This window comes from Rugamonas sp. GW822-FHT03B10, assembly GCF_058801745.1.
In genome coordinates this window covers 310260-330128 of the sequence record NZ_JBXANP010000001.1, presented here as the reverse complement: position 1 = coordinate 330128, position 19869 = coordinate 310260, and the positions used below count along the sequence as shown (strand labels likewise).

General features: G+C 66.8%; 18 protein-coding genes and 1 riboswitch. Of the genes, 8 read left to right on the top strand and 10 right to left on the bottom strand.

What is annotated here, in order from left to right; genetic code table 11:
* Nucleotides 1–201 precede the first annotated feature (201 nt).
* A complete protein-coding gene (gene hppD, locus AC1RQG_RS01540) occupies nt 202–1332 on the bottom strand; it encodes a 4-hydroxyphenylpyruvate dioxygenase (RefSeq protein ID WP_493127613.1) in 1131 nt (376 codons plus the stop codon).
* A 126-nt stretch (nt 1333–1458) separates the two neighbouring features.
* Here hppD and AC1RQG_RS01535 point away from each other — a divergent pair, with 126 nt between their 5' ends.
* The gene (locus tag AC1RQG_RS01535) at nt 1459–1980 is read left to right on the top strand and encodes an Lrp/AsnC family transcriptional regulator (protein WP_493127611.1); all 522 of its coding nucleotides are present in this window, start codon (nt 1459–1461) and stop codon (nt 1978–1980) included.
* Nucleotides 1981–2044: 64 nt separating this feature from the next.
* Here the strand turns inward: AC1RQG_RS01535 and AC1RQG_RS01530 are convergent, their stop codons facing one another.
* The 4 genes from AC1RQG_RS01530 to AC1RQG_RS01515 all read right to left on the bottom strand — a co-directional run bounded on the left by AC1RQG_RS01530 (nt 2045) and on the right by AC1RQG_RS01515 (nt 6821).
* Nucleotides 2045–2716 (bottom strand): GNAT family N-acetyltransferase, encoded by a 672-nt coding sequence (locus AC1RQG_RS01530; protein ID WP_493128216.1) that lies wholly within the window; start codon nt 2714–2716, stop codon nt 2045–2047.
* Nucleotides 2717–2812: 96 nt separating this feature from the next.
* Nucleotides 2813–4126, bottom strand: coding sequence for a multifunctional CCA addition/repair protein (locus tag AC1RQG_RS01525; RefSeq protein ID WP_493127609.1), 1314 nt, complete (start codon nt 4124–4126; stop codon nt 2813–2815).
* A 3-nt stretch (nt 4127–4129) separates the two neighbouring features.
* Complete coding sequence (locus AC1RQG_RS01520; protein WP_493127608.1) at nt 4130–4846, bottom strand: glutathione S-transferase family protein; 717 nt, start codon at nt 4844–4846, stop codon at nt 4130–4132.
* Between the two features lie 28 nt (nt 4847–4874).
* Nucleotides 4875–6821: a lytic transglycosylase domain-containing protein gene (locus AC1RQG_RS01515; RefSeq protein WP_493127606.1), complete on the bottom strand. Its 1947-nt coding sequence runs from the start codon at nt 6819–6821 to the stop codon at nt 4875–4877.
* Between the two features lie 71 nt (nt 6822–6892).
* Between AC1RQG_RS01515 and AC1RQG_RS01510 the strand changes: the two genes are divergently transcribed.
* Nucleotides 6893–7489: a 5-formyltetrahydrofolate cyclo-ligase gene (locus AC1RQG_RS01510; RefSeq protein WP_493127604.1), complete on the top strand. Its 597-nt coding sequence runs from the start codon at nt 6893–6895 to the stop codon at nt 7487–7489.
* A 55-nt stretch (nt 7490–7544) separates the two neighbouring features.
* Here AC1RQG_RS01510 and metF read toward each other — a convergent pair whose 3' ends face one another.
* The 4 genes from metF to metK form a co-directional block, all read right to left on the bottom strand.
* Nucleotides 7545–8372 carry a methylenetetrahydrofolate reductase [NAD(P)H] gene (metF, locus tag AC1RQG_RS01505; RefSeq protein ID WP_493127602.1) on the bottom strand — a complete coding sequence of 276 codons (828 nt, stop codon included), beginning with the start codon at nt 8370–8372 and terminating at the stop codon, nt 7545–7547.
* Nucleotides 8359–8715: a phage holin family protein gene (locus AC1RQG_RS01500; protein ID WP_493127600.1), complete on the bottom strand. Its 357-nt coding sequence runs from the start codon at nt 8713–8715 to the stop codon at nt 8359–8361. Before AC1RQG_RS01500 ends, metF begins: the two co-directional genes overlap by 14 nt.
* Before the next feature lie 74 nt (nt 8716–8789).
* Nucleotides 8790–10217 carry an adenosylhomocysteinase gene (gene ahcY, locus AC1RQG_RS01495; RefSeq protein ID WP_493127598.1) on the bottom strand — a complete coding sequence of 476 codons (1428 nt, stop codon included), beginning with the start codon at nt 10215–10217 and terminating at the stop codon, nt 8790–8792.
* 25 nt (nt 10218–10242) lie between these two features.
* Nucleotides 10243–10313: riboswitch (S-adenosyl-L-homocysteine riboswitch) on the bottom strand.
* An 86-nt stretch (nt 10314–10399) separates the two neighbouring features.
* Entirely contained in the window at nt 10400–11566 is a 1167-nt protein-coding gene (metK, locus tag AC1RQG_RS01490) for a methionine adenosyltransferase (protein WP_493127596.1), read from the bottom strand.
* A gap of 198 nt (nt 11567–11764) precedes the next feature.
* Here metK and AC1RQG_RS01485 point away from each other — a divergent pair, with 198 nt between their 5' ends.
* From AC1RQG_RS01485 to dapF, 3 genes are read left to right on the top strand one after another with little or no spacing between them, the layout of a single operon-like run.
* On the top strand, nt 11765–12622 hold the full coding sequence (locus AC1RQG_RS01485) for a lysophospholipid acyltransferase family protein (RefSeq protein ID WP_493127594.1): 858 nt from the start codon (nt 11765–11767) through the stop codon (nt 12620–12622).
* Entirely contained in the window at nt 12619–13500 is an 882-nt protein-coding gene (locus tag AC1RQG_RS01480; RefSeq protein WP_493127592.1) for an LpxL/LpxP family acyltransferase, read from the top strand. The genes AC1RQG_RS01485 and AC1RQG_RS01480 overlap by 4 nt, the downstream gene beginning before the upstream one ends.
* Before the next feature lie 38 nt (nt 13501–13538).
* A complete protein-coding gene (gene dapF / locus AC1RQG_RS01475; RefSeq protein ID WP_493127590.1) occupies nt 13539–14402 on the top strand; it encodes a diaminopimelate epimerase in 864 nt (287 codons plus the stop codon).
* A 67-nt stretch (nt 14403–14469) separates the two neighbouring features.
* Here dapF and AC1RQG_RS01470 read toward each other — a convergent pair whose 3' ends face one another.
* Nucleotides 14470–15984: a tetratricopeptide repeat protein gene (locus tag AC1RQG_RS01470; protein ID WP_493127588.1), complete on the bottom strand. Its 1515-nt coding sequence runs from the start codon at nt 15982–15984 to the stop codon at nt 14470–14472.
* 482 nt (nt 15985–16466) lie between these two features.
* On the opposite strand from AC1RQG_RS01470, the gene AC1RQG_RS01465 reads away from it, so the two are divergent.
* The 3 genes from AC1RQG_RS01465 (at nt 16467) to AC1RQG_RS01455 (ending at nt 19866) form a co-directional block, all read left to right on the top strand.
* Nucleotides 16467–17498, top strand: coding sequence for a porin (locus AC1RQG_RS01465; RefSeq protein ID WP_493127586.1), 1032 nt, complete (start codon nt 16467–16469; stop codon nt 17496–17498).
* A gap of 262 nt (nt 17499–17760) precedes the next feature.
* Nucleotides 17761–19056 (top strand): porin, encoded by a 1296-nt coding sequence (locus AC1RQG_RS01460; RefSeq protein ID WP_493127584.1) that lies wholly within the window; start codon nt 17761–17763, stop codon nt 19054–19056.
* Nucleotides 19057–19194: 138 nt separating this feature from the next.
* Entirely contained in the window at nt 19195–19866 is a 672-nt protein-coding gene (locus AC1RQG_RS01455) for a DUF484 family protein (protein WP_493127582.1), read from the top strand.
* Nucleotides 19867–19869 lie beyond the last annotated feature (3 nt).

The following is a 19869-nucleotide window of genomic DNA, read 5'->3' as shown; positions in this document are numbered from 1 at the left end:
GGGCGGGATCGGCCCGGAAGCGCGCGAGCCGGCCCGCCTTGTGGGCGGACCGGCACGGATATGGTTAGCTACAGAGTAGCACAGGCTGGCGCGCCGTTCTGCGCGGCGCTACCAGACTGTTCAGGGGACTGACCCCGTTTTTTGGGGTCTGTCCCCGGTTTTAACTCACGTTTTTTTTGGGGGTCTGTCCCCGGTTTCAACTCAGGCGGCCGTCTTGCCCGGATCCTGCAGCACGCCGCGCTTGATCTGGTCCAGCTCGATCGACTCGAACAGGGCGCGGAAGTTGCCTTCGCCAAAGCCCTGGTCGCCCTTGCGCTGGATGATCTCGAAGAAGATCGGCCCGATCACGTTCTGGGTGAAAATCTGCAGCAGCAGTTCACGTTCCGTTTCCGTGCTGCGGCCGTCGATCAGGATGCGCATGCGGCGCAGGTCCTCAAGGCGCTCGCCGTGGTTGGGCAGGCGGCGGTTGACCAGCTCGTAGTAGGTCTCGATGGTGTCCTGGAACACGATGCCGCTGTCGCGCAGCTGCTGCACCGAGGTGTAGATGTCGTCCGTGCCCAGCGCGATGTGCTGGATGCCTTCGCCGTGGTACTGGTCCAGGTATTCGGCGATCTGCGACTTGTCGTCCGACGATTCGTTGATCGGGATGCGGATCTTGCCGCACGGCGAGGTCATGGCTTTCGACTTCAGGCCCGTCAGCTTGCCTTCGATGTCGAAGTAGCGCACTTCGCGGAAGTTGAACAGGTTCTCGTAGAACTCGGCCCATTCCTTCATGCGGCCACGGTGCACGTTGTGGGTCAGGTGGTCGATGTAGGTCAGGCCGTTGCCGACCGGGTTGGCCACGGCGCCCGGGATGGCGACGAAGTCCACATCGTAGATGCTGATGTCGCCGATGGCGCCCGGCTGCGCGCCGTCCTTGCCGGCGCCCTTGCCGCGCCAGCGGTCGACGAAGTAGATCAGCGAGTCGCCCACGCCCTTGATGGCGGGGATGTTCAGTTCCATCGGGCCGGTCTTGTTGTCGAAGCCCCAGGCGCCCAGTTCCAGCGCGCGCTTGTAGGTGTAGGCGGCGTCATTGACGCGGATGGCGATCGCGCACACGGACGGGCCGTGGTGGCGCGCGAAGCGCTGCGCGAACGAATCGCGCTCGGCGTTGATGATGAAGTTGATGTCGCCCTGGCGGTACAGCGTCACGTCCTTGTGGCGGTGGCGGGCGATGGCCGTGAAACCCATGCTCTCGAACAGGGCGCCGAGCGCCTTGGGGTCCGGCGCCGCGTACTCGACAAATTCAAAACCATCGGTCCCCATCGGGTTGTCCCAAGGCTGGAATTGCATAGTGATCTCCTCGTTAGAATAGCGCACAGTATAGTCCCGGCCCGCCAGCATTAAATTGCAAACCATTCCCGCGATCCGGGAATCTGAGCAATAATATTGCCTGGAAATTTCATTATTGAGGGATTTATGACCAAGATAACGCTGGATAAGACGGACCGCAAGATTCTCGCCATCCTGCAGCGGGACGGCCGCCTGTCCAATCAGGACGTGGCCGAGCTGGTCAGCCTGTCGCCCTCGCCGTGCCTGCGCCGCATCAAGCGGCTCGAGGAAGCGGGCGTGATCCGCCAGTATGTGGCGCTGCTGGACCCGGACAAGATCGGCCTCGGCTTGCTGGCCTATGTGAACGTGCGGCTGGAGAAGCACAGCGAGGCGGCCGCCCACAGCAACGCGCGCGCGCTGGGCGCGGCGGCCGCGCCGGCCTCGCCTCGGGCCGACTTCGCCGTGTCCGTCGAGCAGTGGCCGGAGGTGGTGGCCTGCTATGCGATGACGGGGGAGATGGATTATCTGCTGCGGGTCCACGTGGAGGACATGGACCACTTCTCGCGCTTCATGATGGCCACCCTGCTGCGCCATCCGGCTGTGCTGGATGTGAAGTCGTCGTTCGCGCTGCAGCGCATTAAGGATACGACGGCGCTGCCGCTGGTGTAGTTTTACCGCCAAACCAGGGTCAGACCCGGAGGGTCAGACCCTAGAGTCAAACCCTCGATGCGGCTCAGTCCTGGCGCGCCTTGCGCCCCACCAGCTTGTGCAGCCATTTGCTGGCGAAGCGCTTGTTGGCCTTGAGCGTGTAGTCGAGCGTGGCGAACTGCTCGTCGAGCGCTTCCTGCAGCACGCTGGTCGGATTGGCGGGCGGCAGCTTCAGGTAGGCGTCCGCCTCGCCGTAGTCGCGGTGGATCTCCATGCCGGCCTTCTTGGCGATGTGCATCATGGTGGCGTTGGACGACAGGCAGTGCATGTACAAGGTGTCGACGTCGTTGTTGCGGCAGTGGATGGCGGCCCGTTCGAACAGCTTGGTGCCCACGCCCATGCCGCGCGCGGCCTTGCCGACGGACACGCCGAACTCGGCCACGTGCTCCTTTTCCGTCACCGCGTTCTTGTCCGGCTCCGCGGGCGCGAACGCCAGATGACCCACGGCCACCAGCGTGAACAGCCGGTTGTAGACGCCAAACACATTGTCGCGCGCGAAGTCGATGCGGTTGACGTAGGCCGCCACCTGCTCGTCGGGCAGCATGGTGCCGAAGCGCAGCAGGCGGTCGCGCGGCTCCAGCGCCAGGAAATGCTTGACCATGCGGCGCCGGTCGCGCTCACTCAGTTCCTTGACCAGCACGGTGGGCCGCTTGCGCTCGCCGTTGCTGTCGCGCCGCCGGAACGGGTTGGAAAACATATCGGTCGGGTTCACTGGTGGGCTCCTCGCCGCCGCAAAACAAGAAGGTGGAAAGCGCGCATGGTGCGGCGCAACATGCGCCTATTGTAGCGCAGCTCAGGCGCTCCGGGACGGCGCGCCGGCGTCACCGGCGCCGCTATCGGGTCCGGGCTTGATTTCATCATCATCGTCGTCCGGCGCGGCCGCGCCCAGCGCCGCCTTCACGGCCGCGACCCGAGCCTTGCGCACCATCTCGGGGATGCGTTGCGGCTGTTCGCTCCAGCGCTGCGCCACCTCGCCCGCGTTGACGCCACGCGCCGCCTCCAGCGCGCAGCGCAGGTGGGCCAGCTGGGGGAACGGCTGGTCGCGGAAGCTGCCCGTGGGGCCGCTGCGCCCGCGCGCGTCGCACTGGGCCGCCTCCAGCATCTGCAGGAAACGGGCCGGCTTGCGGAAGCCATCGCAGCGCTCGAGCAGGTTGACGATGGTGTTCGGACGCAGGACCAGCGCGCGGCACACGTTGCCATGTTCGCGCGCCGTCATCACGGCCAGGTCGCGGCATTCGGTCGGCACCCGCAGGCGCTGGCACAACTGCTCGATCAGCCTGACGCCCAGGCCCTCATGGCCATGGTGGGCCGGCCACTGGTCGGGCGGCGTGCCCCCCTTGCCCACGTCGTGCAGCAGGCAGGCGAAGCGCACGGGCAGCGCCAGCCCGGCGTCGGCCGCGCAATCGATGACCTGCTCGATGTGCAGGCCGGTGTCGACCTCGGGATGGTGCTGCACCGGCTGCGGCACGCCCCACAATTTATCCAGTTCCGGCAGCACGCGCGCCAGCGCGCCGCAGTCGCGCAGCACTTGCAGCATGCGCGACGGGCGCTGCTCCATCAGCCCGCGCGACAACTCCTGCCAGACCCGCTCGGCCACCAGCGCGTCCACCTCGCCCTGCTCCACCATGCGCCGCATCAGCACGTTGGTTTCCGGCGCCACCGTGAACTCGGGGAAGCGCGCCGCGAAGCGGGCCACGCGCAGGATGCGCACCGGGTCCTCCTCGAACGCGTCCGACACGTGGCGGAACACGCGCAGCTGCAGGTCGCGCTGGCCGCCGAACGGGTCGGTCAGCGTGCCGTCGTCGGCGCGCGCGATGGCGTTGATGGTCAGGTCGCGCCGCACCAGGTCCTGTTCCAGCGTGACGTCGGGCGCCGTGTGGAACACGAAGCCCCGGTAGCCGGGCGCCGTCTTGCGCTCGGTGCGGGCCAGCGCGTATTCCTCGTGGGTGTCCGGATGGAGGAACACGGGGAAGTCCTTGCCCACCGGACGGTAGCCCAGCTTGAGCATGGCCTCGGGCGTGGCGCCCACCACCACGTGGTCGTGATCCTTGACGGGCAGGCCCAGCAGGGCGTCGCGCACGGCGCCGCCCACCACATAGGTACGCATGCGTCAGTCCGGCATTTCGGCGTCGTGGCGCGGCGCCATTTCCGTCTCCGCCAGCGCCTCCGTGACCCAGCGCGCCACGGCCGGATGGGCGCGCACGCGGTCGCAATAGGCGTTCAGGGCCGGCGCCAGCGTCACGCCGTAGGTGCGGAAGCGCATCACGACGGGCGCGAAGAAGGCGTCGGCGATGGTGAATTCGCCGAACAGGAACTGGTGGTGGCCGAAGCGCGACAGGCACTCCTCCCAGATCTCGCTGATGCGGCCGATGTCGGCCTGGCTGCCGTTGGTGCGGCCCTTGCCCGGATAGCTGGCGCGGATGTTCATCGACATGGCCGTGCGCAGGTCGGCGAAGCCGGCGTGCATCTCCGCGCACACGGAACGGGCCATGGCGCGCGCGGCCACGTCCTGCGGCCACATGTGCAGCTCCTGGAATTGCTCGGCCAGGTATTCGCAGATGGCCAGACTGTCCCAGATCGTCATCTCGCCGGCCAGCAGCACCGGCACGCGGCCGGCGGCCGAGTAGGCGGCGATGCGGTTGGCCGTGTCGGGCTGGTCGAGCAGGACCTTCACTTCCTGGAACGGGATGCCGAACGCCGTCATGGCCACCCACGGCCGCATCGACCAGGACGAGTAGTTCTTGTTGCCGATGATGAGCGTGAGGCCGGGCGCGCGCGCGTTGGCCAGGGCTTGCGACAGGGTGGGATCGAGTTCAGTGGTTTGCATGGAATGGTCCGGATGGATGCGGTGGATGCTAACGGGAGCCGAAGCTGGTTTCTTGTTGTTCCTGCGCCGTGAAGCCCTTGGGCGCGACCGTGCCGAGGCGGGCCTTGAGCGACTGCGGCCGGCCTTCGAACAGGGCCGCGTAATAGGTCGCGTTCGACATCACGTTCTTCACGTAGGTGCGGGTTTCGGGGAACGGGATCGACTCGATGAAGACGGCGCTCTCCATCGGCTTGTCGAGCGCCGCGCGCCAGCTGCGCAGGCGCCCCGGGCCGGCGTTGTAGGCGGCCGTGGCCAGCGTCTGCGAGCCGTCCATGCTGCCCAGCACCATGTTCATATAATTGGTGCCCAGCAGGATGTTGGTGCGCACGTCGCTCAGCATGTTCTGCACGAAGTCCGTCAGGCCGATCTTCTTGGCCACCCAGCGGCCGGTGGACGGCATCACCTGCATCAGGCCCGCAGCGCCCACGGCCGACTGCGAATCCATGATGAAGCGCGATTCCTGGCGGATCAGGCCATACACCCAGGCCTTGTCCAGGCCCAGGGTCTGGGTGGCCGGGTGCATGATGTCGTCATGCGGCGCCGGGAAGCGCTGCGTGTAATCGACCTGGATGCGGGTCTTCTCGGACGTGCTCACCATGCGGTCGAGGATGTTGTTCTGGCGCGCGAATTCGGCCGCCGCCAGGTGCTGGCGTTCGCTCAGGCCGCGCAGCGCCCAGTTCCACTCGCGCGTGCCCTCGAAGCGCAGCCGCATCGAGAAGAACTTGAGCGCGCGCTGGAAATTGGGGTCGGACGCGAACGGCGTGATCTCGGCCTGGGTGATCGGCGGCCCGGCCGGCGGGATCGTGATCAGCTGGCCCAGTTCCTCCAGCGCCAGCTGGCCGTAGAAATTGGACTGGTCGGAAATGCTGCGGAACAGCTGCGCCGCCTCGCCCGTGGGCTGGCTGGCGCCCGCCTCGGCCATCAGCGCCCGGCCCTGCCAGTAGATCCAGGCCGGCTCGTTGCGCAGCGCCGGCGGCATGGCGCGGATGTCGGCGCGCACCTGCTTCCAGTCGCCGGCGCGCAGCGCGTAGCGGGTCTTCCACTGCAAGGCCTCCTGCGACAATGGCGCCCCGGACGACTTGCGCCAGTAGTCGGCCGTCTCCGGCGCCAGCGTGTAGGACGAGGCCAGCGCGATGTTGGCCCAGCCGATCGCCTGTTCCTGCGCCGTCAGTCTGGGGGTGGCCTTGCGCAGCGCCAGCGCGGCCAGCTTGACGCTGGTGCGCGCCATGCGGCCCACGGCCACCAGGTAGATCTCGTGGTCGATGCGGCCGCTGCCCGCGCCCTTGGCCAGCGCGATGGCCGGCAGGTCGATGGCCTGGCCGATGCGCTTCTCCGGCCCGCCCAGCAGCACCATGGCGCGCTTGGCCGGTCCGGTAGCGTCGAACTGGCCGGCCAGGCGCACCTGGGTCCACAAGTCGTCGCTGTCGAACTGGCCGTTCTGGGCCAGCGTGGCGATCAGGCCGGAGCACGCCTCGCCATACACGGTCGGGTTGACCAGCAGCACGCGCGCCTGCTCGGCCACGCGCTGGCCCTTGAGCGCGCGCGACATCAGGTTGTAGCACTTGACTTGGGTGTCGTCGTCCAGCACGAACAGCGGCAGCTGCTCGTCGAACGTGGCCCAGTCGCGCTTGCGGCCCAGTTCCAGCAGCCAGTCGTTGCGCAGGCGGTCGGCGATGGCGCTGCCCTCGTAGCGGTGCAGGAAGTCGCGCACCTCGCCATTGGCGGCGTCGCGCAGGTGCGACTTGAGGCGGTAGTAATCGACGTAGGAAGGGATCTGGTAGTTGGCCAGCCGGTCGGCATAGAATGCAACCTTGGCCGCATCGTCCTGGCGTACGGCGTCGCGCAGCAGCAGGAACGCGTCGTCGTCCCTGCGGCTGCTGTCGATTCCACTATCGTCGGCGCGGCTCCATGGTGAGGCCAGGCAGGCTACGGCCATCACGGCGCCGGCTATCCATTTTGAAGCGGAATTCAATGTGCAACTCTCAATCGAAGTCTTAAAACAGTCATATGACCAGCGATCCTAGAATACCACGCACCGCCACGGCGCCGCCAGCGGCAACACCCCTGTCCAAGGCCGATTTGCGCAAGCAATTGCTGGGCGCGCGGCGCGCGCTGGACCCGGCCACGCGCGCCGCGTGGGACGCGGCCATCGGACGGCACGTGCTGGCATGGGCGGAGACGGCGGCCGTCGGCGCGCTGGGCGTGTACTGGCCGCTGCGCGACGAGCCCGATCTGCAGGCCGCCTACGCCGAACTGGCGCGGCGCGGCGTGCGCCTGCTGCTGCCGGTGGTGGTGGAAAAACACGCGCCGCTGGCGTTCGCGCAATGGGACATCGGCGAGCCGATGGTGAAGGATGGGATGGGGGTGGCCGTGCCGGCCGACCTGCGGCTGGCGCCGCGGCCGCCGGCGCTGCTGGTGCCCTGCCTCGGCTACAACCGCCACGGCTACCGGCTCGGCTACGGCGGCGGCTTCTACGACCGCACGCTGGAGGCGCTGCCACGGCCGCGCACGGTGGGCGTGGCCTACGCCTGCCAGCAGGCGTCGTTCGGCGACGATCCGCACGACATCGCGCTCGACTGCATCGTCACGGAACTGGGCGCCTGAACGACGAACCGGGGTCAGGTCATGTAGTCACGCTACCGGACCTGACCCCGGTTTTTTAGACCAGCCGTTGCCACAGCGCCGTGGTGGGCGCGGCCTGGTTCATGCTGTAGAAGTGCAGACCGGGCGCGCCGCCGGCCAGCAGGCGCTGGCACAGGGCCGTCACCACGTCCAGGCCGAAGGCCTTGATGGACGCCGTGTCGTCGCCGAAGCTGGCCAGCTTGAGCCGCACCCAGCGCGGGATCTCGGCGCCGCACATGTCGGAAAAGCGCATCAGCTGCGTGTAGTTGGTGATCGGCATGATGCCGGGCACGACGGGGACGGTGATGCCCAGCTTGCCGCACTCGTCCATGAACTGGAAGTAGGCGTCGGCGTTGTAGAAGTACTGGGTGATGGCGGCGTTGGCGCCGGCCTTCACCTTGCGCTCGAACGCCAGCAGGTCGTCCTGCGGCGAGCGCGCTTGCGGATGCGTCTCCGGGTAGGCCGCCACTTCGATGTGGAACCAGTCGCCGGTCTCGGCGCGGATGAATTCCACCAGCTCGTTGGCGTAGCGGAATTCGCCGGCCGCGCCGTAGCCGCTGGGCAGGTCGCCGCGCAGGGCGACGATGCGGCGGATGTTGTGCGCCTTGAACTCGGCCAGGATGGCGCGGATCGAGTCGCGCGTGCCGCCCACGCACGACAGGTGGGGCGCGGCCTGTTCGCCGGCGGCCATGATCTCGAGCACGGTGTCGAGCGTGCCGCGCTGGGTGGTGCCACCCGCGCCGAAGGTCACGGAGAAATACTTGGGATGCAGCTCGGACAGCTTGGCGCGCGTGGCGCGCAGCTTCTCCGCCCCTTCCGCCGTCTTGGGCGGAAAGAATTCGATACTGAAATTAGGGTTGTCCATCGGCGTTCTTCAAAAGTAAGGTAGACAAAGCCCAGGAAATCACGCTGTACAGCAGGGCGCCGCCCATGGCCGACCAGAAGCTATCGACATGAAAGCCCGTCACCCACTGCGCCACCAGCCAGAACATGAAGCCGTTGATGACGAAGATGAACAGGCCCAGCGACACCACGGTCACGGGCAGGGTCAGCACCAGCAGCACCGGCCGGATCAGCGTATTTACCAGACCCAACAAGAGGGCTGCGACGAGGGCTGCGCCTATGCTTGTGACATCGACGGAATGCATCAGGTAGGGCACTGCCAGCAGGGCAGCGGCATTGATTAACCAGGTAAGGACCAAACGCATATGAGGAGCTCGCGGCAGAAAAGTCGGAAAGCGGCGGCCCGCCGGCGAACGCCGGCCGGCCACCGTGGCGCCGCTTAGTAGCGGTAGTGCTCAGGCTTGTACGGACCCTGCTTCTGCACGCCGATGTAGGCGGCCTGCTCGTCGGTCAGTTCCGTCAGCTGGGCGTTGAGCTTCTTCAGCTGCAGGCGCGCCACCTTCTCGTCCAGGTGCTTGGGCAGCACGTACACGCCGACCGGGTAGTTGGCCGTGTTGGCGAACAGCTCGATCTGGGCGATGGTCTGGTTGGCGAACGAGGAGCTCATCACGTACGACGGATGGCCCGTGCCGCAGCCGAGGTTGACGAGGCGGCCTTCGGCCAGCAGGATGATGCGCTTGCCGTCCGGGAAGATCACGTGGTCGACCTGGGGCTTGATGTTCTCCCACGTGTACTTCTTGAGCGAGGCGACGTCGATCTCGTTGTCGAAGTGGCCGATGTTGCAGACGATGGCCTGGTCCTTCATGGCCAGCATGTGCTGCTCGGTCAGGATGTGGTAGTTGCCGGTGCAGGTGACGAAGATGTCGCCGTGCGCGGCCGCGTAATCCATGGTCACCACGCGGTAGCCTTCCATGGCCGCCTGCAGCGCGCAGATCGGGTCGATCTCGGTGACCCACACCTGGGCCGACAGCGCGCGCATGGCCTGGGCCGAGCCCTTGCCCACGTCGCCATAGCCGGCGATGACGGCGACCTTGCCGGCCACCATCACGTCGGTGGCGCGCTTGATGCCGTCCACCAGCGATTCACGGCAGCCGTACAGGTTGTCGAACTTGGACTTGGTCACGGAATCGTTGACGTTGATGGCCGGGAAGGCCAGCTTGCCCTCCTTGTGCATCTGGTACAGGCGGTGCACGCCGGTGGTCGTTTCCTCGGTCACGCCCAGGATGTGCGGCAGGCGCTTGGAGTACCAGTTGGCGTCCTTGGCCAGGTGGGCCTTGATGGCGTTGAACAGGCAGATTTCCTCTTCCGAGCCGGGGTTGGCCAGCACCGAGATGTCCTTCTCGGCGCGCGCGCCCAGGTGCAGCAGCAGCGTGGCGTCGCCGCCATCGTCGAGGATCATGTTGGAGTAGACCGGGTTGCCGGCCGCGTCGGCGGGCCACTCGAAGATGCGGTGGGTGTAATCCCAGTACTCGTCCAGGGTTTCGCCCTTGATGGCGAACACGGGGGTGCCGTTGGCGGCGATGGCGGCGGCGGCGTGGTCCTGGGTCGAGTAGATGTTGCACGAGGCCCAGCGCACTTGCGCGCCCAGCGCTTCCAGCGTCTGGATCAGCACGGCCGTCTGGATCGTCATGTGCAGCGAGCCGGTGATGCGGGCGCCCTTCAGCGGCTGGCTGGCCGCGAATTCCTCGCGGATGGCCATCAGGCCCGGCATTTCCGTCTCGGCGATCTTGATTTCTTTGTTGCCCCAGGCGGCCAGGGAGATGTCGGCGACCAGGTAGTCTTGTGCGGATTTGAGTACGGCGTTCATCACGCCCTCCTTTCGATAGAAAAAAGTAACGTGAGCGCGGTTGCAGATTCCGAGCCTGGCGAATCGGGTTGATTCGTCGCAACGCTCCTCGGAAGGGGTATTTTACAAGAAAACCGCGCGGCGGCCACGTCTTTCGGCGAAATCGACGCCGGCAACGTGGCCGCCGCGCGGCCGGTGCTGCTTTACTTGAGGCCGGCGGCGTCGCGCAGGATGGCGGCCTTGTCGGTGCGCTCCCACGTGAATTCCGGCTCTTCGCGGCCGAAGTGGCCGTAGGCGGCCGTCTTCTGGTAGATCGGGCGCAGCAGGTCCAGCATCTGCACGATGCCCTTCGGACGCAGGTCGAAATGCTCCATCACCAGCTGGGCGATCTTCTCGTCCGGGATCACGCCCGTGCCTTCCGTGTAGACGGTGATGTTGATCGGCTTGGCCACGCCGATCGCGTAGCTGACCTGCACCTGGCACTGGCGCGCCAGGCCGGCCGCCACCACGTTCTTGGCCACGTAGCGGGCCGCGTAGGCGGCCGAGCGGTCGACCTTGGACGGATCCTTGCCCGAGAACGCGCCGCCGCCGTGCGGGCTGGCGCCGCCGTAGGTGTCGACGATGATCTTGCGGCCGGTCAGGCCGCAGTCGCCCTGCGGGCCGCCGATGACGAAGCGGCCGGTCGGGTTGACCAGGTAGCGCGTGTCGCCCAGCCATTCACGCGGCAGCACCTGCTTGATGATGTCCTCGATCACGGCTTCTTCGATGTGCTTATGGCTGATGTCGGGCGAATGCTGGGTCGACAGCACCACCGTGTCCACGGCCACCGGGCGGCCGTTGACGTAGCGCAGCGTGACCTGCGATTTGGCGTCCGGACGCAGCCATGGCAGGCGGCCATCCTTGCGCAGCTGCGACTGGCGCTCGACCAGGCGGTGCGCGTAGTGGATGGCGGCCGGCATCAGCTCGGCCGTCTCGTCGCAGGCGTAGCCGAACATCAGGCCCTGGTCGCCGGCGCCCTGGTCGAGGTCGATGCCGGCGCCCTCGTCCACGCCCTGGGCGATGTCGGGCGACTGCTTGTCATAGCCGACCAGCACGGCGCAGCCGCGGTAGTCGATGCCGAAGTCGGTGTTGTCGTAACCGATGCGTTTGATGGTTTCGCGCGCGACTTGAATATAATCCACGTTCGCGTGCGTCGTGATCTCGCCGGCCAGCACCACCAGGCCGGTGTTGCACAGCGTTTCGGCGGCCACGCGGGCCTTGGGGTCCTGGGCCAGGATGGCGTCCAGGATGGCGTCCGAAATCTGGTCGGCCACCTTGTCCGGGTGGCCTTCCGACACGGATTCAGAGGTGAAAAGGTAATCGTTGGACATCGCAAGCTCCTCATATTGGTGAAAAAAATGTTGTCGCTTACCAATACGGCTTGCGACGCTTTAGCGAGATTTATATTCCGCCTCGCAAGTTGTCTGTTAACTCAGCGGATACTGCATACGTGGTATTTTACGCTTCTTAAAAAAAATTTGGCTAGGCAACCTTCGGATTCTTGCCTCATATCAATATAACCAAACGCCATGCTCGTATTCCTGTTCCGCTTCCTGTCCATCTTCCCGTTGCCGGTTTTACATGCCCTCGGTGCCGCGCTCGGCTGGGTGGTCTACCTGTCCTCGCCGTCCTACCGCCGGCGCATGCGCGACAACCTGGCCCAGGCCGGCTACAGCGCCTATTTGCCGGCCGCCATCGCCGAAGCGGGCAAGAGCATCGTCGAACTGCCGTTCATCTGGTGCGCCGCCCCCGAACGCGTGTCGCGCCATGCCAGCGATGAGAACTGGCAACTGGTGCAGGACGCGCTCGATTCCGGGCGCGGCATCGTGTTCCTCACGCCCCACCTCGGCTGCTTCGAGATCGTGGCGCAGGAGATCGCGCTGCGCACGGAGCTGACCGTGATGTACCGGCCGCCGAAGAAGGCGGCCCTGAAACCGCTGGTGGAGGGCGCGCGCGCGCGCGACAACCTGCTGCTGGCCCCGGCCAACATGTCGGGTGTGCGCATCCTGGCCAAGACGCTCAAGAAAGGCCGCCCGATCGGCCTGCTGCCGGACCAGGTGCCGCAGGAGGGCGAGGGCGTGTGGGCCGAGTTCTTCGGCCGCCCCGCCTACACGATGACGCTGCCGGCCAAGCTGGCCCAGATGGGCGACGCCACCGTGATCGTCACCTACGCCGAGCGCCTGCCGCGCGGCAAGGGCTACCTGATCCGCTTCGTGCCGTTCACGGACAGCCTGGACGGCACGCCGGCCCGGCAGGCGCGCACCATCAACGCCGCCATGGAACAGCTGATCGCACGCGCCCCGGCCCAGTATTTCTGGAGCTACAACCGCTACAAGGTGCCGGCCGGCGCCGCCGCCCCCGACGCCGCGCAGGAGGGTGCGCAATGAAAGCCATGCTTGGTCTGATGTGGCTGCTGCACTGGCTGCCCCTGCCCCTGCTGGGCCGCTTCGGCGACCTGGTGGGCAGCATCCTGTTCGTGTTGCTGCGCTCGCGCCGCCACATCGCGCTCACCAACTTGCGCCTGTGCATGCCGGAACTGACGGAAGCGCAGCGCGTGGCGCTGGCGCGCCAGCATTTCCAGGCCTATTCGCGCAGCGTGTGGGAGCGCGGCATCCTGTGGTGGGCCTCGGAGGCGCGGCTGCGGCGCCTGATCAAGCTGGAACCGGGCCCGGTGCCCGTGGCCCAGATGACGGAACGCCCGACCATCCTGCTGTGCCCGCACTTCGTGTGCCTGGACGTGGCCGGCGTCGCCATCGCCATGGAAGCGAGCGCATCGTCCATGTACGTGCAGCAAAAGAATGCCGCGTTCGACAAGGTGCTGCGCCAGGGCCGCTCGCGCTTCAAGCCGGTGCGGCTGTTCACGCGCCAGGACGGCATCAAGCCGATCCTGCGCGCGCTGAAGGAGAAACTGCCGTACTTCATGCTGCCGGACATGGATTTCGGTGAGAAGGACGCCGAATTCGTGCCCTTCTTCGGCATCCAGGCCGCCACCCTGACGGCCACGGCCCGCATCGCCGCCACCACGGGCGCCCAGGTCATGCCCGTGATCGCCACCTTCCTGCCCAATTACCAGGGCTGGCGTGTCAAGTTCTACCCGGTGTGGGACAATTACCCGGGCACCGACATGGTTGCCGCCACCCGCAGGATGAACGCCTTTATCGAGGACGAGGTCCGCCTGGCCCCGGCCGAGTATTTCTGGACCCACAAGCGGTTCAAGACGCGGCCCCAGGGCGAGCCGTCGCTCTACCAGCGACCGGCGCCCTGATCCGACAGATAAGAGTAGATAAGCGAATATAAGCGACGATGAAACTGAAATTCACCAAAATGCATGGCGCCGGCAACGATTTCGTCGTGATCGACGCGATCCACCAGCAGATCGACTTCACGCCCGAGCAGTGGCGCAAGCTGGGCGACCGCCGCTTCGGCGTGGGCGCCGACCAGATCCTGCTGGTGGAACGGCCCACCGTGCCCGGCTGCGATTTCCGCTACCGCATCTTCAACGCCGACGGCGGCGAAGTGGAGCAATGCGGCAACGGCTCGCGCGCCTTCGTCAAGTTCGTGGCGGAAAAAGGCTTGAGCAGCGCGCGCCGGCTGACGGTGGAAACCAAGGCCGGCGTGATCGCGCCGCGGCTTGAGGACGACGGCAGCATCACGGTCGACATGGGCGCGCCCGTGCTGGAACCGGCCCGCGTGCCGTTCGACGCCGACGGCCTGCAGGGCCAGCCCGAGGGCCGCGACACGCTGTGGCCGCTGCTGCTGGAACTGGGCGGCGCGCGCGAGCAGGTGCTGGTGTCGGCCGTGTCGATGGGCAACCCGCACGCGGTGCAGGTGGTCGACGACGTGGAACTGGCGCCGGTGGAGCTGACCGGCCCGCTGATCGAGCACCATCCGCGCTTCCCGAACCGGGTCAACGCCGGCTTCATGCAGGTCGTCGACCGCCACCACGTCAAGTTGCGCGTCTACGAGCGCGGCGCGGGCGAAACGCTGGCCTGCGGCACCGGCTCGTGCGCGGCCGTGGTGGCCGGCATCCGGCGCGGCCTGCTCGACTCGCCCGTGCGGGTCGACGCGCGCGGCGGCCAGCTGTCGATCGCGTGGGACGGCGAGGGCCAGCCCGTGTTCCTGACGGGGCCGGCCGTGACCGTGTTCGAGGGCGAGATCGAGATCTGATCCCGGCCTCTTCCCCGATGTTCCCCCTCCCGGGCCGGCCACCGCCGGCCCGTGGCGTTTTCAGTGCTCAGGCCGCCAACAGCCTGGGCACGCCCGCCCCCAGCCACGTCTTGAGCCGGTATAGCCGCTGGCGGTAGTTGCCTTCCAGTCCATCCGGCCCGCTGTCCACATGTTCGAACTGGCGCACGATGCGGTCCAGCGCCTGGCGTTGCTGCGCCGTGCGCAACAGGATCAGGCGCCGCTTGCTGCGTCCGTAGCTGGCGCGGATGTCGACCACCAGGCAGTGCCCATGGTCGGCCGCCTTCACATCGAGCAGCAACGTCTCGGCCCGGGTCAGCCCGAACAGGCTGGCCAGTTCGATGCGGGCCGCCAGCAACGGCTGGCTGTCGGCCAGCGCCCGCGTCAGCAGCGGCAGCACGGCCTCGGTCCAGCCGGGGGCGGCGACCGGCGCGGCGATCTTGGCCAGCACCGCCTCGGCCTCGGCGCAACCCTGGGCCGCCGCCTTTTGCAGCCAGTACGCGGCCCGCACATCGCTCATCTCGCCGTTGCGGCGCGTGCGCCACGCGTACAGGCCGCATTCGAGCTGGGCCACGCGATGCCCCATCTCGGCCGCCCGCTCCAGGTAGCACTGGGCCTCGGCCACCGAGCGTTGCGAGAATTCCGGTTTCAGATAGATGCGCGACAACGCGAACCACGCCTCGGCCATGCCCTGCTCGCCGGCCAGCGTGAGCCAGCGGATGGCGCGCTTGAAGTTGACGGCGGCGATGCCGGCCGCCAGCCGCTCGCCGGCGCAGTTCATGCGCGCGAACCACAGGCCCAGCGCCAGCTGCGCCTGGCGGTCGCCGCCATGGGCGGCCAGTTCCCGGCATTGCTGCAGTTCCGGATCGCGCTCGGCCAGATGGTCGAGCGCCTCGGCGCAGCGCGCCAGCAATTGCACCTGCTGCGGTTCGACCGGCCAGGCGGCCACGCGCGCCGCCTCGGCGTCGGCCGGGGCGCCCTGCAACACCGCGCGCGCCAGCGGCAATGCCGTCGCCAGATAGGCGCGCAAGTCCTGCGCCTGCCAGGCCTGTTCAAGCAATCCGTACTGGTCGGCGCCCGGCGCGGGCCGCGATCGCCGTTCGCTGGCCGCGCTGGCCGGGGCGGCGGCCGGCGCCGCCGGTTCGCCGCGCTGGCTGGCCAGCAGGCGCCGCGCTTCGGCCGAACCGTCGCGCGCCGCATCCTCCAGCGCCAGCATGGCCTTGGCGCGCAAGCCGTCGTCGCCGCCCTGGTCCTGGCCATCCAGCACCAGCTGGGCCAGCACCAGGCCGGCCGGCGCCACGCCGGCGTCATAGGCGCGGTCGTACCAGTCCAGCACGGCAGGTCTGCAATGTTGTGCGTATTCAAATGGAATGTGGTTGCCGATCAGCATCCACGCCTCGTCCTGCTGTTGCTGGGCCGCCCGGCTCAGCCAGTGCAGGGCCGTGGGCATGCTGCGTGGCAAGCTCGCGCCGCCAAACAGGTAGAGCTTGCCCAGCGCCAGTTGGCTGACCGCGTCTCCCGCGCGTGCCCCCCGGATGATCCCTAATTCTTCTCGATTTGCCATCGTCTCACTATGCATGTGATTCATGGAAGCTTGCGCCGCGTCCTCGCCGTCTGCGCGAGCTTGGGACGTCTGGTGTTGTGTCAATATCTTGCCATGAAAGACGAAGATAAGGCCAGATAAACACAGAGGCCAGTGTAGCGCGGTCCACGGCCGGCGCCGTGGCGTGCACGCGACGGTGCGCCTATCTGCTTGATATGGCGCAAATCTCCGCGCTATGTGCCGTGTAGTGTGAAAGCAATCCCTGATCCACACGTGAAAGGAAATCATGCGGGCGGCACGGTTCTGGATAGCCGGTCAAGCGTTTCAAAAATACAACAGGGGAACGGGGTTTTGGCCTTTTCGGCCAAGACTCGCCCCCATAATCAACCAAACCGGCGCCATTGACGCGGACAGCTATTAAGGTTCAGCTCATCCCAGGTGGCGTTAGGCGCACTTGTCGGCTTTTAGATGTTTGGACGTTTCACTCTCAAAAGGAAGAACAAATGAAAAAATCTTTAGTGGCTCTGGCACTCATGGGCGCGTTTTCCGCTGCGTACGCGCAATCGTCCGTGACCATCTACGGTACGGTGGATGCGGGCGTCACCAAGAAAAGCGGCACCAGCACGGCGATCGGCAAGCGCGACAACAACAAACTGGGCTTCAAAGGCGTGGAAGACCTGGGCAGCGGCCTGAAGGCGCTGTTCCAACTGGAAATCCGCTATGAGCCCGACACCGGCACCATCGAAAGCACGTCCGGCGCCAGCAGCCGTCCGCTGTTCCAGGGCCAGAGCCGCGTCGGCCTGCAGGGTGACTTCGGTACCGTGCGTCTGGGCCGTGGCCTGACCCCGTTCCAGGAATCGATCACGGCGTTCGAACCATGGAGCGGCATCCCATCGGTGGCCGGCTACCAGACCGACCTGCAAGTGGCTGGCTACACCAGCTCGCCGCTGGACCAGACCGGCAACTCGGGCAACCGCTTCTCGAACGCCTTCTTCTATAACACCCCGGTCGTGGCCGGCGTGTTCCAGCTGAACGCGGCCATCCAGGCCAAGGAAGCGAACGGCAACGCCGCCGTCGCCGCCACCGCCAACTCGGTCGCCATCCCGGCCAACATGGTGCCCAACACCACGCCTTACTCGCTGAGCGCCACCGTGGACAACGGCCAGTTCGCCGCCATGGCCGCCTACGAGAAGAACGCGCTGGAGACCAAGCTGTGGTCGGTGGCCGCGTCCGTCAAGCCTATCCCCGCGCTGAAACTGATGGCTTCGTACCAGAAGCAGGACCAGGGCCAGACCGTGTTCACCAACGCCAAGACCAAGTCCTGGATCCTGGGCGCCAACTACACCGTCGGCGCAGGCAAGATCCTGGCCGGCTACGGCCAGAAGACCCCGGACGGCCTGGTCAAGACCAAGCAGGCATCGCTGGGCTACGAGTACAGCCTGTCGGCCCGCACCTACGTCTACCTGGACGCGTCCAACAAGCGCGCCGCCACCACCGTCAACTTCTACGGCGTGGGCATCCACCACAACTTCTGATCGCGGCGGCCCTTGGCCGCTTGCCTTCACGACAACGGACAAGGGCAACCTTGTCCGTTTTTTTTCGCCCCCGCCCCGCCGCCGCCGGCCGGATGGCGCGCACTTTTTTTGAATTCCCTCGACGATCGTGTGTTCCGCGCAACCTCGCGCGGCGCCACACGCAAACCTTGCTGTACAGCATAAGTCTTCGCTGTCATAGTTGATTAGCACGCACGTGCTATTTTAAGTCGTGACAATAAAACCCATAAAAACTGGAGACTCAATGAAAATCAAAGTACTGGCCGGCCTGATCGCCGCCGGCTGCGCGGCCCCCGTCCTGGCCCAGTCGTCCGTCACCGTGTATGGCATCGCCGACGCCGGCGTGATGTACGCGAACAACGGCGGCAACGACAGCCGCACCAAGATCGTGAGCGGCATCGCCGACGGCTCCCGGCTCGGCTTCAAGGGCACGGAGGACATCGGCAACGGCTACAAGGCCGTGTTCAACCTGGAGGCGCGCGTGCAGCTCGACACGGGCGGCCAGCAGGCCGGCAACCTGTCGAGCAACCAGGGTTACGCGCTGACCAAGGGGCTGGCCTTCACCGTGCCGGCCGCCGCCGGTGGCGCCGCCACGGCCGCCAAGCTGCTGGCCGGCGTGCAGTCGGCCCTGCAGCCGGCCATCAACGTCAACATCAACAACGCGCTGTTCGACCGCACCTCGATGGCCGGCCTGGTCACGCCGGTCGGCGCGGTCTTGCTGGGCCGCATGTACACGCCCGACTATGAGGTGTTCAACAACGCCGACGTGTTCGAATCGGGCACGGCGGCCGGCTGGGGCGGCATCGTGGGCGGCACCGGCGGCCTGCTGACGGCCGGCGTGGCGATCCGTTCCGACAAGTCGGTGCAATACCGGATCGAACTGCCGAACGGCGTGGCCGCCGCCCTGATGTACGGCACCGAGCATTCGGGCTACATCGGCATGGACAAGCGCTCGTGGGGCGCCAACCTGCGCTACAGGGCCAACGGCTGGGACGTCGGCGTGGGCCACAACTACGGCACCGACCAGGTCGGCGCGCGCGGCCTGGTGACCACCACGGTGGGCGGCTCGTACAGCCTGAACCAGTGGAAACTGTTCGCCGGCTACCACAAGCAGAACAACGACAACTCCGTCATCATCCGCTACGCCCACGACGCGCTGGCGCCCACCTTCGCCGCGTTCGGCCCGGCGCTCGGCCCGGTGCTGGCCGGCCAGCTCGACAGCACGCTGCAGCGCACCTTCCTGCTCGACGCCGTCAGCTACCAGCTCGGCTTCCACTACCGCGTGGGCCAGGGCCGCATCATGGCGTCCGTGGTGCGCCAGAACGACCGCAGCGCGTCCAACAGCGACGCCACCCAGTACGGCCTCGGCTACGACCACAACCTGTCCAAGCGCACCGACCTGTACGCGGTGGTGGCCTACATCAAGAACCAGAACGATGGCCAGTACGCGATCGGCGCGGCCAGCGCCTCGGGCGGCTTCACGGCCCACCCGGGCGAGGCCAGCAAAGGTATCCAGCTGGGCATGCGCCACCGCTTCTGATCCGTTGCAACGCCGCCAAACCGGGGTCAGGTCATGCCACGCGTAAAATATGCGCGTATGCATGACCTGACCCCGGTTTTCGCGTCGGCTCGGTTAAAATGGCGCCTGCCCCCTCTCTTAATTTGAACGACACCATCAATGACCGCCCTCCTGGACTCCGCCGCCGTCGCGCAATACCTGACCGACCATCCGCACTTCTTCGAAGAACACGTCCACCTGCTGGGCGAGATCAGGCTGGCCAGCCCGCTGACCGGGCGCGCCGTCTCGCTGCAGGAACGCCAGATGGAAGTGATGCGCGACAAATACAAGGCGCTGGAACTGCGCATGGCCGAGCTGATGCGCCTGGCGGCCGAGAACGAGGCCATCGCCAACAAATTCCACCGCTGGACCCAGGCCCTGGTGACGGCGCGCGGCGCCGAGGCGCTGGCCGGCGCCGTGTCGGACGGCTTGCGCACGGCCTTCGACGTGCCGCAGGTGACGCTGCGCCTGTGGAACACGGCGCCCGAGCATGAGGCGGCCTGGTTCACGCGCGGCGTGTCCGAGGATGCGCGCCTGTTCGCCAACAGCCTGCTGGCGCCGTATTGCGGCAGCAACAAGGATTTCGAAGCCGTGCGCTGGCTCGACGACGCGGCCAGCGTGCGGTCGACCGTGATGATCCCGCTGCGCCAGCCCGGCAGCAAGGGCGGCGCCTTCGGCCTGCTGATCCTCGGCTCGGCCGACCCGGCCCGCTTCACGGCCATGATGGCGACCGACTTCCTGGTCCACATCGGCGAAACCAGCAGCACCGCGCTGCTGCCGCTGCTGGCCTGAGCG

What these genes read in the sequence shown, in the direction of transcription:
- hppD (WP_493127613.1), bottom strand. Translation starts at nt 1,332, where the DNA reads ATGCAATTCCAGCCTTGGGACAACCCGATGGGGACCGATGGTTTTGAA.
- AC1RQG_RS01535 (WP_493127611.1), top strand. Translation starts at nt 1,459, where the DNA reads ATGACCAAGATAACGCTGGATAAGACGGACCGCAAGATTCTCGCCATC.
- AC1RQG_RS01530 (WP_493128216.1), bottom strand. Translation starts at nt 2,716, where the DNA reads ATGTTTTCCAACCCGTTCCGGCGGCGCGACAGCAACGGCGAGCGCAAG.
- AC1RQG_RS01525 (WP_493127609.1), bottom strand. Translation starts at nt 4,126, where the DNA reads ATGCGTACCTATGTGGTGGGCGGCGCCGTGCGCGACGCCCTGCTGGGC.
- AC1RQG_RS01520 (WP_493127608.1), bottom strand. Translation starts at nt 4,846, where the DNA reads ATGCAAACCACTGAACTCGATCCCACCCTGTCGCAAGCCCTGGCCAAC.
- AC1RQG_RS01515 (WP_493127606.1), bottom strand. Translation starts at nt 6,821, where the DNA reads ATGGCCGTAGCCTGCCTGGCCTCACCATGGAGCCGCGCCGACGATAGT.
- AC1RQG_RS01510 (WP_493127604.1), top strand. Translation starts at nt 6,893, where the DNA reads ATGACCAGCGATCCTAGAATACCACGCACCGCCACGGCGCCGCCAGCG.
- metF (WP_493127602.1), bottom strand. Translation starts at nt 8,372, where the DNA reads ATGGACAACCCTAATTTCAGTATCGAATTCTTTCCGCCCAAGACGGCG.
- AC1RQG_RS01500 (WP_493127600.1), bottom strand. Translation starts at nt 8,715, where the DNA reads ATGCGTTTGGTCCTTACCTGGTTAATCAATGCCGCTGCCCTGCTGGCA.
- ahcY (WP_493127598.1), bottom strand. Translation starts at nt 10,217, where the DNA reads ATGAACGCCGTACTCAAATCCGCACAAGACTACCTGGTCGCCGACATC.
- metK (WP_493127596.1), bottom strand. Translation starts at nt 11,566, where the DNA reads ATGTCCAACGATTACCTTTTCACCTCTGAATCCGTGTCGGAAGGCCAC.
- AC1RQG_RS01485 (WP_493127594.1), top strand. Translation starts at nt 11,765, where the DNA reads ATGCTCGTATTCCTGTTCCGCTTCCTGTCCATCTTCCCGTTGCCGGTT.
- AC1RQG_RS01480 (WP_493127592.1), top strand. Translation starts at nt 12,619, where the DNA reads ATGAAAGCCATGCTTGGTCTGATGTGGCTGCTGCACTGGCTGCCCCTG.
- dapF (WP_493127590.1), top strand. Translation starts at nt 13,539, where the DNA reads ATGAAACTGAAATTCACCAAAATGCATGGCGCCGGCAACGATTTCGTC.
- AC1RQG_RS01470 (WP_493127588.1), bottom strand. Translation starts at nt 15,984, where the DNA reads ATGGCAAATCGAGAAGAATTAGGGATCATCCGGGGGGCACGCGCGGGA.
- AC1RQG_RS01465 (WP_493127586.1), top strand. Translation starts at nt 16,467, where the DNA reads ATGAAAAAATCTTTAGTGGCTCTGGCACTCATGGGCGCGTTTTCCGCT.
- AC1RQG_RS01460 (WP_493127584.1), top strand. Translation starts at nt 17,761, where the DNA reads ATGAAAATCAAAGTACTGGCCGGCCTGATCGCCGCCGGCTGCGCGGCC.
- AC1RQG_RS01455 (WP_493127582.1), top strand. Translation starts at nt 19,195, where the DNA reads ATGACCGCCCTCCTGGACTCCGCCGCCGTCGCGCAATACCTGACCGAC.